At 42.9% G+C, this 14190-nt stretch carries 16 protein-coding genes and 1 riboswitch; of the genes, 15 read left to right on the forward strand and 1 reads right to left on the reverse strand.

Annotated features, from left to right (window positions below):
• The first annotated feature begins 93 nt into the window (after positions 1-93).
• The 9 genes from kynU (at position 94) to M3204_RS18000 (ending at position 9879) form a co-directional block, all read left to right on the forward strand.
• On the forward strand, positions 94-1380 hold the full coding sequence (gene kynU, locus M3204_RS17960) for a kynureninase (protein WP_251485206.1): 1287 nt from the start codon (positions 94-96) through the stop codon (positions 1378-1380).
• 16 nt (positions 1381-1396) lie between these two features.
• Positions 1397-2230, forward strand: a complete 834-nt coding sequence (gene kynA / locus M3204_RS17965; RefSeq protein WP_251485220.1) for a tryptophan 2,3-dioxygenase — start codon at positions 1397-1399, stop codon at positions 2228-2230.
• Positions 2231-2249: 19 nt separating this feature from the next.
• Positions 2250-2873 (forward strand): arylformamidase, encoded by a 624-nt coding sequence (gene kynB / locus M3204_RS17970; RefSeq protein WP_251485235.1) that lies wholly within the window; start codon positions 2250-2252, stop codon positions 2871-2873.
• A gap of 141 nt (positions 2874-3014) precedes the next feature.
• A complete protein-coding gene (locus M3204_RS17975) occupies positions 3015-3644 on the forward strand; it encodes a TetR/AcrR family transcriptional regulator (protein WP_251485238.1) in 630 nt (209 codons plus the stop codon).
• A 424-nt stretch (positions 3645-4068) separates the two neighbouring features.
• A complete protein-coding gene (locus M3204_RS17980) occupies positions 4069-4953 on the forward strand; it encodes an ABC transporter ATP-binding protein (protein WP_251485241.1) in 885 nt (294 codons plus the stop codon).
• A gap of 2 nt (positions 4954-4955) precedes the next feature.
• Positions 4956-5753, forward strand: coding sequence for an ABC transporter permease subunit (locus M3204_RS17985; protein ID WP_251485244.1), 798 nt, complete (start codon positions 4956-4958; stop codon positions 5751-5753).
• A 15-nt stretch (positions 5754-5768) separates the two neighbouring features.
• Entirely contained in the window at positions 5769-6566 is a 798-nt protein-coding gene (locus M3204_RS17990; protein ID WP_251485247.1) for an ABC transporter permease subunit, read from the forward strand.
• 253 nt (positions 6567-6819) lie between these two features.
• Entirely contained in the window at positions 6820-8226 is a 1407-nt protein-coding gene (gene hemY / locus M3204_RS17995; protein ID WP_251485249.1) for a protoporphyrinogen oxidase, read from the forward strand.
• A gap of 171 nt (positions 8227-8397) precedes the next feature.
• Positions 8398-9879 (forward strand): PAS domain-containing sensor histidine kinase, encoded by a 1482-nt coding sequence (locus M3204_RS18000; RefSeq protein WP_251485252.1) that lies wholly within the window; start codon positions 8398-8400, stop codon positions 9877-9879.
• Between the two features lie 37 nt (positions 9880-9916).
• Here M3204_RS18000 and M3204_RS18005 read toward each other — a convergent pair whose 3' ends face one another.
• A complete protein-coding gene (locus M3204_RS18005) occupies positions 9917-10297 on the reverse strand; it encodes an SET domain-containing protein (protein ID WP_251485254.1) in 381 nt (126 codons plus the stop codon).
• Between the two features lie 438 nt (positions 10298-10735).
• Positions 10736-10822: riboswitch (cyclic di-GMP riboswitch) on the forward strand.
• Positions 10823-10912: 90 nt separating this feature from the next.
• On the opposite strand from M3204_RS18005, the gene M3204_RS18010 reads away from it, so the two are divergent.
• The 6 genes from M3204_RS18010 to cpaB all read left to right on the forward strand — a co-directional run bounded on the left by M3204_RS18010 (position 10913) and on the right by cpaB (position 14177).
• Positions 10913-11269 carry a DUF192 domain-containing protein gene (locus M3204_RS18010; protein WP_251485257.1) on the forward strand — a complete coding sequence of 119 codons (357 nt, stop codon included), beginning with the start codon at positions 10913-10915 and terminating at the stop codon, positions 11267-11269.
• A 3-nt stretch (positions 11270-11272) separates the two neighbouring features.
• The gene (locus M3204_RS18015) at positions 11273-11470 is read left to right on the forward strand and encodes a Flp family type IVb pilin (protein WP_251485259.1); all 198 of its coding nucleotides are present in this window, start codon (positions 11273-11275) and stop codon (positions 11468-11470) included.
• A 177-nt stretch (positions 11471-11647) separates the two neighbouring features.
• Positions 11648-12166 carry an A24 family peptidase gene (locus tag M3204_RS18020; RefSeq protein ID WP_251485269.1) on the forward strand — a complete coding sequence of 173 codons (519 nt, stop codon included), beginning with the start codon at positions 11648-11650 and terminating at the stop codon, positions 12164-12166.
• Positions 12163-12546, forward strand: a complete 384-nt coding sequence (locus tag M3204_RS18025) for a TadE/TadG family type IV pilus assembly protein (RefSeq protein ID WP_251485277.1) — start codon at positions 12163-12165, stop codon at positions 12544-12546. The genes M3204_RS18020 and M3204_RS18025 overlap by 4 nt, the downstream gene beginning before the upstream one ends.
• Before the next feature lie 10 nt (positions 12547-12556).
• On the forward strand, positions 12557-13465 hold the full coding sequence (locus M3204_RS18030) for a pilus assembly protein TadG-related protein (RefSeq protein WP_251485279.1): 909 nt from the start codon (positions 12557-12559) through the stop codon (positions 13463-13465).
• A gap of 10 nt (positions 13466-13475) precedes the next feature.
• Entirely contained in the window at positions 13476-14177 is a 702-nt protein-coding gene (gene cpaB / locus M3204_RS18035; protein WP_251485281.1) for a Flp pilus assembly protein CpaB, read from the forward strand.
• Positions 14178-14190 lie beyond the last annotated feature (13 nt).

Raw genomic sequence — 14190 nt, forward strand, 5'->3', positions numbered from 1 at the left:
TATTTTATTTCGAATAATCAGACCTTTTGTTGACGCTTGCTTCAGTTCTTTGTTACGATTTCTCTAGTTGCAAATTGGATGGGAGAGATTGTGATGAAATCTTATGCTTTCAAACCTGCTGCAGAGTTCGCAGCGATGCTTGACCGTGAAGATATGCTTGCCCGTTTCCGGCAAGAATTTTATTTAAAACCAAATTCAATATACCTCGACGGCAACTCGCTGGGACTCCTTTCGAAGCGGTCTGAAAAAGCATTGCTTGAATCGTTGGCCGATTGGAAAGAGCTGGGCATAGATGGCTGGATGGATGGGAAGCATCCTTGGTTCTACTTATCCGAAAAACTTGGAGAATTGACTGCACCACTTGTTGGTGCTTCACCAGAGGAAGTAATTGTAAGCGGATCCACCACCGTTAATCTTCATCAGCTTGTCGCCACATTTTATAAGCCAGAGGGAAAAAGAACAAAAATTCTCGCTGATGAATTGAATTTCCCTTCTGATATATACGCGCTGCAAAGTCAGCTAAGGATTCATGGATATGATCCGGATACGCATCTCATCAGGGTGAAAAGCAGGGATGGAAGGTTCCTGGATGAGGAAGATATTATTGAAGCGATGACTGAAGAAATCGCGCTGATCGTGCTCCCGACGGTTTTATATCGCAGCGGGCAAATCCTTGATATGGAGCGCCTCACGAGAGCGGCTCATTCGAGGGGAATCCTGATTGGTTTCGATGGCTGCCATTCAATCGGTGCTATCCCGCATTCTTTTTCAGAATGGGGAGTCGATTTTGCTTACTGGTGCAGCTATAAACATCTGAACGGCGGTCCTGGTGCGGTTGCCGGTTTATACGTAAACTCGAAGCATTTTGGCACGAAGCCAGGACTAGCTGGGTGGTTTGGTTCAAGAAAAGACAAACAGTTTGATATGGAGCATATTTTAACGCCGGCTGAAAGTGCCGGAGCTTACCAGATCGGCACCCCACACGTCTTAAGCCTGGCGCCATTGCTTGGATCACTGGAGATGTTCGCCGAAGCGGGCATAAGTACTATCCGTGAAAAATCATTGAAAATTAACCGCTATATGATGGATTTGATTGAGCATGAAATGGATGGGGCAGGGTTTAAAATTGGCAGCCCTGTTGAGGACTTCAAGCGAGGCGGCCATGTCAGCCTTGAGCACAAGGAAGCTGCAAGGATTTGTAAGGCGCTTAAGGAAAAAGGAATCGTGCCTGATTTCCGTGCGCCAAATATCGTCCGCCTAGCACCAGTAGCGCTTTACACTTCCTATTCGGACGTCTGGAATGCTATTCAGATATTAAAAGAAATAATGGATCAAAAATTATACGAGAAATTCAGCAATGAGCGTGAGGTTGTCGCTTAAAGGGAGGGGTCTGCCGATGAAGGAAGAACAAAAAACATCACACGAAATTCATACCGATTTTGCCAAAGAGATGTCCTACGGAAGTTACTTGCAGCTGGATAAAATTTTGACGAGCCAGCAGCGATTGTCTGACCATCATGATGAAATGCTGTTCATCATCATCCATCAGGCAAGCGAGCTGTGGATGAAGCTGATTTTACATGAAGTGAGCGCGGCGATAGACTGCATCCGCAAAAACGACCTGGAGCCATCCTTCAAAATGCTTTCAAGAGTGTCAAGAATCCAGCAGCAGCTGATCCAGTCATGGAGTGTGTTATCAACGCTGACTCCTGCTGAGTATATGGAATTCCGCGATAAGCTTGGCCATTCGTCAGGATTCCAATCATACCAGAATCGCTTGATCGAATTTGCCCTTGGACAAAAAAATGCCCATGTTCTTTCTGTATATAAACACGATGCTGAACTTTATAAACAAATGGAAGATGCTCTTCATGCACGCTCGATTTATGATGCCGCCATCAGCGCTCTTGCCATGCGCGGGCTTCCAATTGATGATGCAGCGCTGAACCGCGATTGGTCTGCTCCTTATGAACCAAATGCCAGCGTCGAGGAAGCCTGGCTGACTGTTTACCGTAACGTTGACCAATATTGGGACCTGTATGAACTGGCTGAAAAGCTAGTCGATATCGGCAGCCAGCAGCAGCTCTGGCGATTCAACCATATGAGCACGGTGGAGCGTATCATCGGCCACAAGCCCGGAACCGGCGGATCAGCAGGTGTGGCATACTTAAAAAAGGTTGTTGACCACAGATTTTTTCCAGAACTATGGAGCTTGAGGACGAAGCTATAATAAGAAAGAAGGATAAATCATGGGAGATTGGATTGATATATCACAAGTTTTGAATGATAAAATCCCTGTTTGGCCAGGGGATACGCCATTTCATTATGAGGTCAGCTGGGGTATGGAGGAAAGCGGCTCTGTAAATGTTGGCCAGGTGACAATGAGCACGCATACCGGGACACATATCGATGCACCATACCATTTTGATAATGACGGCAAAAGAGTGATCGAGCTTGATTTTAATCTGTACATCGGGAAGGCGCTGGTGATCCAATTACAAAAGCCATCGAGTATCGGCCTTAAGGAATTGGAAGGTGTCCAATTACAAGGGGTGAAGCGTTTGTTGATCAGAACGAACGCCTGGCAGGATAAAACTGTTTTTCCAGAATCCATTCCGCATATTGAGCCGGAATTAGCTGCTTTTCTCGCTGAGCAAGGAGTACAGCTGCTCGGACTCGACTTGCCGTCAGTCGACCCATTGGACAGCAAGGAACTGAGCGCCCATCATGAATTAAACCGACACGGTATCCATATTCTTGAGGGATTGGTACTGGATAAGATTGAACCAGGGGAATACGAGCTCGCGGCCCTTCCGCTTCCGCTTGAACAGGCGGATGGAAGTCCGGTGAGAGCTGTGGTTAGAAAAATATAGTGCAAAATAAGCTGCCTTATCGTGCGATAGGGCAGTTTATTTTTGTCGAAAGTTTTACCATGATTTTTGTTGACCGGGTTGGTCAATGAGGAATACAATAGAATTGACCGAAGTGGTCAATGTTTTTTTAAGGAGGTCGCGATGTCTTCGAAATTTTTAAGTCTTAACCAAGAAAAGCAGGAACGAATCCTGAATGCAGCTCTCAAGGAGTTTGCTCAAAAGGGATATGAAAATGCATCCACAAATGAAATCGTAAAATCCGCAGAAATATCTAAAGGACTGTTATTCCATTATTTTAATAATAAAAAAGAGCTTTACTTGTTCCTATATAACCATTTTGTCGAAGTATTAATGGAGGAGTTCTTCAACGAGCTGGATTTCAGCGAACGTGACATTTTTGAGCGGCTGAAAAGCCTGATGATTTTAAAAAGCAAGCTGATGATCAGGCATCCAGAGGTATTCGACTTTATGATGTCAGCCTCGATGGAAGCCTCAGAAGAAGTGAAAGAGGCTATGAACAGTACGAACACAGAACTAATGGAAGCCAGCTACGGCAGGTTATTCGAAAATATCGACCTTACGAAGTTCCAGGAAGGTATGGACATTCAAAGAACCATCAATATTATCATGTGGACACTCAAAGGCTTCAGCAACCAGGAACAAGAAAAAGCAAAAAAACTTCACAAAGGACTCCACGACTTCAATGATGCTTTTAAAGAAGCCGAAGTGTACATCGATATGCTGAGGAAGTCCTTTTATAAGAACCAGTAACCGAGATAGCTAACTGGCAATAAAGACCCAACCGTAAATAAAAGCGGTTCAACCGTTCATAAAATTAACCTAACCGTATAAAAAAGTGGTTCAACCGTTCATAAAATCGCCCTAACCGTATATAAAATCAAAATCCAAACCCACTGGGGTTAAAAATGTCCCAAACTGGTATTAAAACGAATCCAGTTGGAATTAAAACGTACCAAACTGGTATTAAATCGAACCCAACTGGAATTAAAATGTCCCAAACTGGTATTAAATCGAACCAAACTTGAATCAAAATGTCCCAAAACTGGTATTAAATCGAACCCAACTGGAATTAAAATGTCCCAAACTGGTATTAAATCGAACCAAACTGGAATTAAATCAAGGATTTGAGAACTGAAATAAAAAATAGAATGAAAAGTATCTGGGAGGGTCTGGCATGAACGTGATTGAGATTAAGAATCTGACTAAAATGTACGGCAAGGCCAGGGGAATTGAGAACGTCAGCTTCAATGTTGAAGAAGGGGAAATTTTCGGATTCATCGGGCCGAATGGTGCCGGGAAATCGACGACGATTCGGACGCTGTTATCGCTGATCTATCCGACAAGCGGCAGCGCCGCCATTTTCGGCAAAGATATCATCACCGCAGCGCCGGAAATAAAAAAGGATATCGGCTATCTGCCTTCTGAAGTATTTTACTATGACAATATGAAAGTCATCGACCTGCTTAAGTATTCTGCCAGCTTTTATAAGAAAGATTGTACAAAGAGAATCCGCGAACTCGCTGAAATCATGGAGCTTGATCTCACCAAGAAAATTGATGATCTTTCGCTTGGGAACAAGAAGAAGGTCGGCATCGTCCAGGGGCTCCTGCACGAACCAAAGCTGATTATCCTTGATGAACCGACCAGCGGCCTCGACCCGCTCATGCAGCAAAAGTTCTTCGACCTCCTTGAAAAAGAGAATAAGAAGGGCGCGACAATTCTTTTTTCCTCCCATATTTTAAGTGAGGTGCAGAGGTTGTGCGACAGGGTGGCAATTATCAAGGATGGCCGGATTGTTACAGTCGAAAAAATCAGCACGCTGAAAGAAAATACGTACAAGAAATTTAAAGTCGAAACCAAATCGGAAATAGGGATGGAGCACTTCAATGTCGAGGGAGTGAACCAGCTCGAAAAGGACGGCAGCACGATCAGCTTTTTATTCAGGGGCAATATCAACTCAATCATGAAAAAAATAGCCGAAATCGAAATTGCAAACATCTGGGTTGAGGAACCTGATCTTGAGGAGATTTTCATGCATTACTACGAAAGGGAGGACTAAACATGAATATGTTCCTTCATGAATTAAAGGCATACCGCAAATCGACGATTGTCTGGACCCTTTCGCTTGTAGCCTTGGTGATCCTGTTTCTATCAATGTTTCCTTCGTTTTCAAAGGATGCGGAAGAATTCAAGAAGCTGCTGGAAGGCTTCCCGGTTGAAGTGAGGAAAGCAATCGGGCTCTCCATCGACAGTATTGCGACTTTGCTTGGTTTTTATTCATATGCTTTCCTGTATCTGAAGCTGGCCGGAGCCATTCAGGCTATGAATCTGGGAACATCGATTTTATCGAAGGAATCAAGGGAGAAGACGGCCGATTTCTTGCTGACAAAACCGGTGACTAGGAAACAGGTTGTCACCGCAAAAGTCATGGCAGCATTGGTTTCATTGATCCTCACAAATATAGTATTTATAATGTTGTCATTTGTTATGGCATCGATTGTAGCAGGTGATGAGTTTAGCAAAAAAGTATTTTTCCTTCTCTCAATCACGCTGTTCTTTATCCAGCTCATGTTTCTGGCGCTCGGGATCATCATCTCGGTTATATTCCCAAAAATCAAATCGGTCATCTCTGTTTCCCTTGGAACGGTGTTTGGCTTTTTCATGCTCGGAATGATCAGTTCGACCACGGATGACAAGGCGTTGCGTTATTTAACACCATTTTATTATTTTGATTCCGCCTATATCGTGAAAAATACAGGCTATGAAAATTCATTCCTGGTCACAGGGATTATTTTAATTATCGCAGCTGTTGCAGCCAGCTATTATTTATATGCGAAAAAGGATGTCCATTCCGTTTAGGGAGGAGATGAATTCATGAATATCTTTAAAAGAGAGATGAAAGCAAACAGGAAGTCGCTTATGATCTGGAGCATTGGTGTCATCTTCATGGTTGCCTCTGGAATGGGGAAGTATTCAAGTCTTGAGGGTTCGGGGCAATCCATGAATGCGCTGATGGCTGATATGCCTAAATCGATGCAGGCCATCATGGGAACTGGTTCGCTAGATTTATCTTCACCGATTGGATACTTCGGTGTCCTGTTTTTGTACCTGGCCGTGATGGCGGCAATCGATGCGGCGATGCTTGGCGCGAATATCATTTCCAAGGAAGAGCGAGACAAGACGGTGGAATTCCTGCTCGTAAAACCGATTTCCAGAACCAGCATGATCAATTCCAAACTATTGGCGGCATTGGTGAATATCCTGATCTTTAATCTTGTGACATTCGCCTCCTCGGTCGCAATGGTAGGGAAGTATGCGGAGGGTGACGATGTAACAGGGGAAGTTACCACCCTGATGATCGGAATGTTCATTCTCCAGCTGATTTTTTTAGTCATTGGAACAGCAATTGCAGCTTTTTATAAAAATGCTAAAAAGGCGACTTCGCTGGCAACAGGAATATTGCTCTTCCTCTTCATATTATCGATTGCAATTGATTTGAACGAAAAGCTGGATGGCTTGAAATATTTCACTCCATTTAAATATTACGATGCGAAGTATATATTGAATGAAGGCGGGTTCGATTCCCTGTACCTTGGACTGTCGGCTCTCCTGATTCTCACGCTTTCCATTGTCACTTACGTTTTCTATAGAAAAAGAGATATGAATATTTAGTGAAATCCCGGTTCTCCGGATTCTTTTGTGATTGTTTACCTCTGTATCCACAGTAGTTCGCTAGAAAAGGTTCTTTATTCCAATATTTTCTCTCATGCTGTGGACATTTTTATCAGTTCACATTTTGTTTAAAAAGCATTCATCGGCCAACAACCTGCGAGTGCTATACTTTAAGTATGTTAACAAATTCACAAACAAAATTACCAAGTATAAAGGATAGTAGAAAACAATACTTAAAGAATAGGTGAGTGCAATGAGCGAGAAGAAGGTCATCGTAGTCGGCGGCGGAATTACCGGGCTGGCCACAGTATATTATCTCCAAAAGGAAGCAAAGGAGAAGGCACTTCCGATAAAAATAAAATTGATTGAAGCGAGCGACCGCCTCGGGGGCGTGATCAGCACGGCAAAGCGGGATGGTTTTATCATTGAAAGGGGACCGGACTCGATCATAGCAAGGAAGAAGAGTGCTTTGAGATTGATAGAGGAAGTCGGCCTTCAGGATAAAATCATTTCCAACACTGCTGGCAAATCGTATATTTACGCAAGGGGAAAACTGCACACCATGCCAGAAGGATCTTTTATGGGGATTCCGACAAAGGTGACGCCTTTTGCACTTTCGGGATTATTCTCACCGCTTGGAAAACTGCGGGCTGCTGCGGATTTCATTTTACCAAAAGGGGAACCGGCAGCAGACCAGTCACTGGGAGCATTTTTCCGCAGGCGGCTTGGGAATGAAATTGTAGATAACATGATTGACCCATTGCTTTCAGGTATCTATGCTGGCGATATTGATGAGCTTAGCCTGATGGCCTTGTTCCCTAACTTTTATGAAATCGAACAAAAGCACCGCAGCCTGGTAATTGGCTTGAACAAGTCAATGCCAAAGCCGCAGAAGACTGTCAAAAAGGCACCTTCTAAAAAAGGAATGTTCATTTCGCTATCAACTGGACTTGAGGAATTGGTTCACCAGGTGGAAAACCGTCTTGAAGCAGGAACAGTTTTGAAAGGGACAGCTGTTGAAAAAGTAGAGAAAACCGTAAACGGCTATCAGATAAAGCTTTCCACAGGAGCCATTGAAGAGGCAGACAGTGTCGTCATAGCGACCGAACATTTCCATGCCAAAAAAATGCTCTCAGATTATTCATTTATGGAGCCATTCGAACATATGCCGTCCAATTCTGTCGCGAATGTTGCGATGGCATTCCCGAAGTCTGCGATTGAAAAAGATATTGATGGAACCGGATTCCTTGTTTCGCGGAACAGTGACTTCCGGATCACTGCCTGCACCTGGACTCATAAGAAATGGCCTGGAACTTCCCCTGAGGACATGGCCCTGCTCCGCTGCTATGTTGGCAAGCCAGATGACCAGGAAGCAGTAGATTTGTCTGACGAAGAAATCGTTGATCTTGTTTTGAAAGATTTGAATAAAACGATGAATATCACGGCAAAACCAAAGTTTCATATCGTGACTCGATGGAGAAAATCCATGCCGCAGTATACGGTTGGGCATTTGGAAAAAATGGCAAAGGTTAAACAACAGCTTGATGAGGAGCTTCCGGGGGTCTATCTTGCTGGTGGATCATTTGAAGGCGTGGGAATCCCTGGTTGTATCGATCAGGCAGAAGCAGCGGTGAAAAAGGTTATCAAATATCTGTCTTAGCGTCGCTTATCTTTGTAAACAGGTGAAGATAATTAGTAAGGTATATCATGATTACAAAAAGGCCATTGTCTTCCAAAGAGACAATGGTCTTTTAAAAATATCCCTTTAGAAATATCATAACTTTCTGTAAAATGGTTATGTAAGGATAATGACAAGTTTGGAGAGATCTCTATGCGTAATAGTTTCCCCTTGTTTGGAACTGATGACGAAACAATCTATAATCCTGATGAGCTATTAGATTTATTTTTAAATTGTACGGCTGACGGGTTTGCTATTGTCGATATGGAGAATCGCTTTGTAAGGATCAACCATAAGTATACGGAAATATTTGGCTATACAGAGGAAGACCTTATTGGCAGAACTTTTTATGAGTTTTCAAATCCGGATTTTGTACCGAATATTATTAAGGACGTCATGAATGGCATGACGTTCGGCAATATGATTACCCAGCGTTATCATAAGGATGGCTCGGTACTTGATATCGCGGTGTCTTATTCTCCTTTTCGCAATAAGCAAGGGGAAATCATCGCAATTATTGCAATCTATCGCGATATTACTGAAATTATCCAGATGGAGAATGAACTTCACAGGACGCGTGAATTATACGAGCTGATTACCGAAAACACTACTGATATGATTAAAGTTTTCACAAAGGATAAAAAGATTGTCTATGCCTCCCCTTCACATGAAAAAGTAATTGGACTATCTGTTGATAAAATTATCGGAAGAAATTTAGATGAATTTTTGTGTGCGGAAGAATCGGCGATACTTGACTGTAAGCTCCAGGAGATTCTTGCGACGGGTGAGCCGCAGCTTCTCAGGAAAAAATTCAGGACAGTTGATAAAGAGTCAGTAGTTTATACAGAGTATAATATTTCACCGATTTATAATGAAAATAAAGAAGTTGATTCCTTTGTCAGTGTAGGAAGGAATATAACCGAACGCGTGAAAAATGATGCTACCATCCGAAACTTGGACAGGCTGTCGGTAACCGGCCAGCTGGCTGCAGGAGTCGCCCATGAAATTCGCAACCCGCTGACAGCTTTAAAGGGTTTTTCAAAATTATTGCAAACTTGTCAGAATAGGGAGAAGCAAGCGGATTACTTAGCGATTATCATGAATGAGCTGGACAGAATCGATGTCATTGTCAATGAGTTCATGTCGCTCGCCAAGCCTCAGGCAGTGCAATTTGTTAAAGAGGACTTACGGTCCATTTTGGACAGTACGATAAAAGTCATCCATCCACAGGCCATAATGCATAATGTACAAATCATTACAAGCTATCCGGGCGATCAACTCATGTTGTTATGCAATCCGCACCAGCTGAAGCAAGTGTTCCTGAACTTCTTGAAAAATGCTATAGAATCAATGCCTGAAGGCGGTAAAATCCTGATCGGCATTGAGATAAATCATGAAGGCAAGGTCCAGGTCAGTATCTCGGATGAGGGCACTGGAATCGAATCTGATCGGCTTCGCTATTTGGGAACGCCTTTTTACACAACGAAGGATAAAGGAATTGGGCTCGGACTGACGGTGAGCAATAAAATCATCCAGGAACATAATGGTTCGATGAAAATAGACAGCACAGAAGGCAAGGGTACAACCGTAATAGTTGAACTCGATTGTTCGGTTTATTCCGGGCAGACAATATAAAATGCGGCTTCCTAAAAAAAAGGAAGCCGCATTTTCATTACTTTTCTTCATTAAACCAGAGAGGATCGTTGTTATCGACTTCTCCATTGTAGTTTATGACAATTTCTTCTCCGGCACGAATGTCGCGATAGGCGTAAAAGTCAAATGTATGGTTATCAAAATTGATATCATAGGTTGCATTTGGTTCATATGAATGGTTGAACAGCATTCCGTATCCGAGAAGGAGTGCAGAATGGTTGATGCCATATTCGAAGGCATAGTCTGCCAAAGCAGTTTTTTCTATATGAACATGCTGATCATTAGGGTAAGAAAGAACCGGTGCTTCGTGGATCAGTTCGCCTTTTGCTATATCCCGAGTGGCGAATACCCCTCTATTGAATTCTCCGTCACTAATTGTAGAAGTTTTTATTTCAATCATTTTTTCCACCTGCTTATCCTTTTCTTTGTTGTAGTTTATCCTCTCTAGCATGAGGGTTATAAGCATTAATTGCAAATTTTTTTCATGAAAGACTGGTTTTAAACAGTGGATTGATAAAAAACTTCCTCGGTTTCACTGATAATTGTCCTAACTTCTCTGAAAAATTCATAAAAAACAAACCTATATGCCTATTAAGAGCAGGCTGACAGATGCCAAAGTATATAGAAAAAATCCTGGTATTCTTTTTATTAATAACACGAAAGATTAGTTAATTCCTAAAATTAGTCTTGGAGAACTACTTATCGGATATGTAGTTGAATATTCCTGTGCCAAAAGACTCGCAGAAATTTTTTGAAAAATCAGGAATTATGATGGATTTTGTAGAAAGGCTGTTTCCAATTATTATGTGGGTAAGAGATCAGTCGGATATACACTGAATCTCGATAAAGGCAAACCTGGTGAAAGCCAGCGACGCAAAGCTACAGGGGCTACGGCATTCAATTGCTAAGCCAGCCAGCTACCGAAAGATCAGGGTGAATTACATGATATGTGTGTTCATTTAACCCCCCTTTCGGTAAAGGCGGGGTTATTTTTGTAACGTTGGAGGTGAAGATAATGAGACTTGTGAACCAATCGAACGGCAAAGAGTTGGCGGCGAATGTGAAAGTAGCAGATACCTTTTTCAGCAGATTCAAAGGGTTGATGCTGACAAACAGCCTGCCAGAAGGACACAGTCTCTACATAAAGCCCTGCCGGTCCATCCATACCTTTTTTATGAACTATTCCATCGATGTTCTTTACATCAACGAGAACAATGAAATTGTAGGCGCGGACGAACAACTAGAGCCTGCGAAAATGGGAAAGCGCTGCAAAGGTGCGTATTCCGTCTTCGAGCTTCCAGAAGGCACGATCAGGAATACCGGAACGAAAGTCGGTCATAATATCAAACTATTAAATGAAAAGGGGTTTTAATCGATGAAAGCAAAAATGAAAGCACTATTCACAGAGGAACAAGGACAAGGTATGACGGAGTATGGGTTGGTGCTTGGAGTAATTGCAGTAGCCGTAGTTGGATTATTGGTAACACTTCGCGGTCAAATTGTAACTATGTTTAATAATGTTGTCACTGCAGTAACAGGAGCAACAACTGGAAATACTAATACTACTCCTTAAAAATTGATTAATAAAGTTAATTATCGTCTTCATATATAGCTATTATTTTTTAAAATTTATTAATTGACGGTAACTTTAATAGACAGATTCATTAATCTGAGGTACAGGCAGAAGGAGCCTCGCGTTGAAAAACGTGGGGCTTTTTTAAAACTCCTCAATGAAATGAGGTGGAATATTGTGGTTGATTTATTCCTAATAACGTTATTGTTAATTTGTGTAATAACGGATATAAGGGAACGGAAGATTTATAACAAAGTATTATTTCCCTTCTTGCTTGCTGGCTTGATACTTAATATGGCTACTGGAGGGATTGCGGGCTTAGGCAATACTCTCGCTGGATTTGCAGTGGGTTTTTCTATTTTGCTGATTCCCTATTTTCTCGGTGGAATGGGTGCAGGAGATGTGAAGCTGCTGGCTGTTATCGGTGGTTTGAAAGGGACAGTGTTTGTACTGACTACTGCAGTGTACATGGCCCTGGCAGGAGGGATACTTGCGATATTGGTCCTCTTTTTCCGAAAAGGAGCCCTTAATAGGATCAAGCAGATAGGCAACTTCTTGGGAGGATTGCGGAGCGGATTAAGAATACCGATTGCATTTGATAAAGAATCGCTCAATGCTACATATCCATATGGGGTGGCCATCGCAATCGGAGCGGCCGCTGCTGTTGTTTTTCCAAATGGAGGAGGACTATTATGAGGCGTGATGAGCGAGGCCAGTCACTTGTTGAAACAGCCCTTATCCTGCCAGTATTTCTCCTCCTTTTAGTAGGCATTCTCGACTTCGGAAGAATCATGTACTCGTATGCCCATCTCCACATGGCGGCACAGGAAACCGTAAGAATGGGAGGGCTCGGAAAAAATGATACAGAAATCACTTCCTTTGCGAAGGACTACGTTCAGCTTCAGGAAGTCGATCAGCTGAAAATAAATATTTCACCTGGAGATTCGAGCCGTGATGCGGGTGACTACGTAACAGTGAAACTGGAGTACCCTTTTCAATTTTTTACTCCGTTTGTATCCAGCTTGTTTTCTTCATCCTTGTCGATTAAGACGGAGTCAACGATCAGAGTTGAGTAAGGAGGAAAAAATGGCGAGAAGATGGTTAGCGGAAGAATCAGGGAATACCATCATTTTGGCGGCTCTTTCGATGTTTGTCATCCTCGGCATTGCTGGTTTGGCAATAGACGGCGGGATGGTCTACATGACAAAGGCAGAGCTGCAAAAGACGGCAAATGCAGCGGTCCTTTCGGGGGCTCAGGAGCTGACAAACAGTGAGGCAAAGGTGGATGAGGTGGCGCGCGGCGTTGTTGCTGCCCATAATGATGGATCTTCTGTTGAAAAAATATCGATAGAGATGGAGAGGAAAATTGGCATCGATTTATCAAAAACCGTATCACTCGCATTCTCAAAGCTTTTAGGGATGGAAACCGTCAAAGTAGAAGCCCATTCAGCCGCTGAGTTAAGGACGATGGGAAGAGCTGAAGGTGCGGCGCCGCTTGGGATAGACGATAGTATTCCTCTTGAATTCAATAAAGAGTATCAATTGAAGGTGGATACCGGTGGAGTTGAATACGGTAATTTTGGCGTTCTCGCACTTGGAGATACTGGTGCCCGTCCATATGAGGAAAATCTTCGCAATGGATATCAGAATGAATTGGCTGTGGGAGATATTATTGCCACTCAGACAGGGAATATTGCCGGTAAAACTCGGGAAGTTGTGAAAGAAAAAGTCGACGCCTGCCCCGAATACCCAAGGGATATTAACACAAGGGACTGTGCCAGGATTATCCTTGTTCCTGTTTATAAGCCCTATAGCATAGATACCAATCAGGTAAAGGAAGTGAAGATCACTGGATTTGCTTATTTTTATATAACAGATCCAATGGACAGCAAAGACACTTCAATCAAGGGTATGTTCATCAAACGAGCGGGGACGGGTTTTGAAACAAAAACTGGTGTCTATAAAGGCGCATACAGCATTCGAATAACGGAGTAGGTGAGCAGAAATGCGATCAAAGCTAGTTTTGGTCCTTGCATTGGTAATGGGGATCGTAACAACGTTTTTATTCTTTCAATATATGAATCAAGTGAAGGCTGAAAGGGCGATGAACAGCAATCTGGTGGAGATTGTCGTTGCCAAAGAAAAAATCATGAAAAATGAACAAATCACATCCCAAAAGCTGCAGATGGCGATGGTTCCGGAAAAAGCGCTTCATGCCAATTCAATAAAGAGTCTGGAAGATGCAGATGGGAAACTCGCGAATGCGGATATAGAACCGGGAGAACCGGTGCTCTCCCACCGTCTTGGGTCACAGACTACTGAACATATCTATGTCTCCAGAAAAGTCCGGGATGGATACAGGGCAGTTTCTGTTGGTTCAAATTTCAATCAATCAGTTTCTAACTTAATTGAACCGGAAGACGAAGTTGATATCATTTTTTCAAAGAAGGGTGAAGGACCAGAGGCGAAAATCGAATCCAAAATCATTTTGGGAAAGGCAAGGGTACTGGCAGTAGGCAGGAAAATGGTTCTGCCAGAGGATACTCAAGAGCCATATGCCGAATATTCCTCGGTAACGGTGGAACTCACACCTGAGGATGCAGTCAAACTTGTCAATTCCGCTGAACAGGGAAATATCCATTTCATGCTGCATAAGCGGCCAGTTATAACGGAAAAAGAAGCTGCGGGCGACAGCGATCAAGATTGAATTAGATGGAGGG

This window comes from Mesobacillus subterraneus (assembly GCF_023715485.1).
GTDB classification, from domain to species: Bacteria; Bacillota; Bacilli; order Bacillales; family Cytobacillaceae; genus Mesobacillus; species Mesobacillus subterraneus_B.

What these genes read in the sequence shown, in the direction of transcription:
- M3204_RS17990 (WP_251485247.1), top strand. Translation starts at nt 5,769, where the DNA reads ATGAATATCTTTAAAAGAGAGATGAAAGCAAACAGGAAGTCGCTTATG.
- M3204_RS18010 (WP_251485257.1), top strand. Translation starts at nt 10,913, where the DNA reads ATGAGACTTGTGAACCAATCGAACGGCAAAGAGTTGGCGGCGAATGTG.
- M3204_RS18015 (WP_251485259.1), top strand. Translation starts at nt 11,273, where the DNA reads ATGAAAGCAAAAATGAAAGCACTATTCACAGAGGAACAAGGACAAGGT.
- M3204_RS17975 (WP_251485238.1), top strand. Translation starts at nt 3,015, where the DNA reads ATGTCTTCGAAATTTTTAAGTCTTAACCAAGAAAAGCAGGAACGAATC.
- M3204_RS17985 (WP_251485244.1), top strand. Translation starts at nt 4,956, where the DNA reads ATGAATATGTTCCTTCATGAATTAAAGGCATACCGCAAATCGACGATT.
- M3204_RS18000 (WP_251485252.1), top strand. Translation starts at nt 8,398, where the DNA reads ATGCGTAATAGTTTCCCCTTGTTTGGAACTGATGACGAAACAATCTAT.
- M3204_RS17980 (WP_251485241.1), top strand. Translation starts at nt 4,069, where the DNA reads ATGAACGTGATTGAGATTAAGAATCTGACTAAAATGTACGGCAAGGCC.
- M3204_RS18030 (WP_251485279.1), top strand. Translation starts at nt 12,557, where the DNA reads ATGGCGAGAAGATGGTTAGCGGAAGAATCAGGGAATACCATCATTTTG.
- M3204_RS18005 (WP_251485254.1), bottom strand. Translation starts at nt 10,297, where the DNA reads ATGATTGAAATAAAAACTTCTACAATTAGTGACGGAGAATTCAATAGA.
- kynB (WP_251485235.1), top strand. Translation starts at nt 2,250, where the DNA reads ATGGGAGATTGGATTGATATATCACAAGTTTTGAATGATAAAATCCCT.
- cpaB (WP_251485281.1), top strand. Translation starts at nt 13,476, where the DNA reads ATGCGATCAAAGCTAGTTTTGGTCCTTGCATTGGTAATGGGGATCGTA.
- M3204_RS18025 (WP_251485277.1), top strand. Translation starts at nt 12,163, where the DNA reads ATGAGGCGTGATGAGCGAGGCCAGTCACTTGTTGAAACAGCCCTTATC.
- kynU (WP_251485206.1), top strand. Translation starts at nt 94, where the DNA reads ATGAAATCTTATGCTTTCAAACCTGCTGCAGAGTTCGCAGCGATGCTT.
- kynA (WP_251485220.1), top strand. Translation starts at nt 1,397, where the DNA reads ATGAAGGAAGAACAAAAAACATCACACGAAATTCATACCGATTTTGCC.
- hemY (WP_251485249.1), top strand. Translation starts at nt 6,820, where the DNA reads ATGAGCGAGAAGAAGGTCATCGTAGTCGGCGGCGGAATTACCGGGCTG.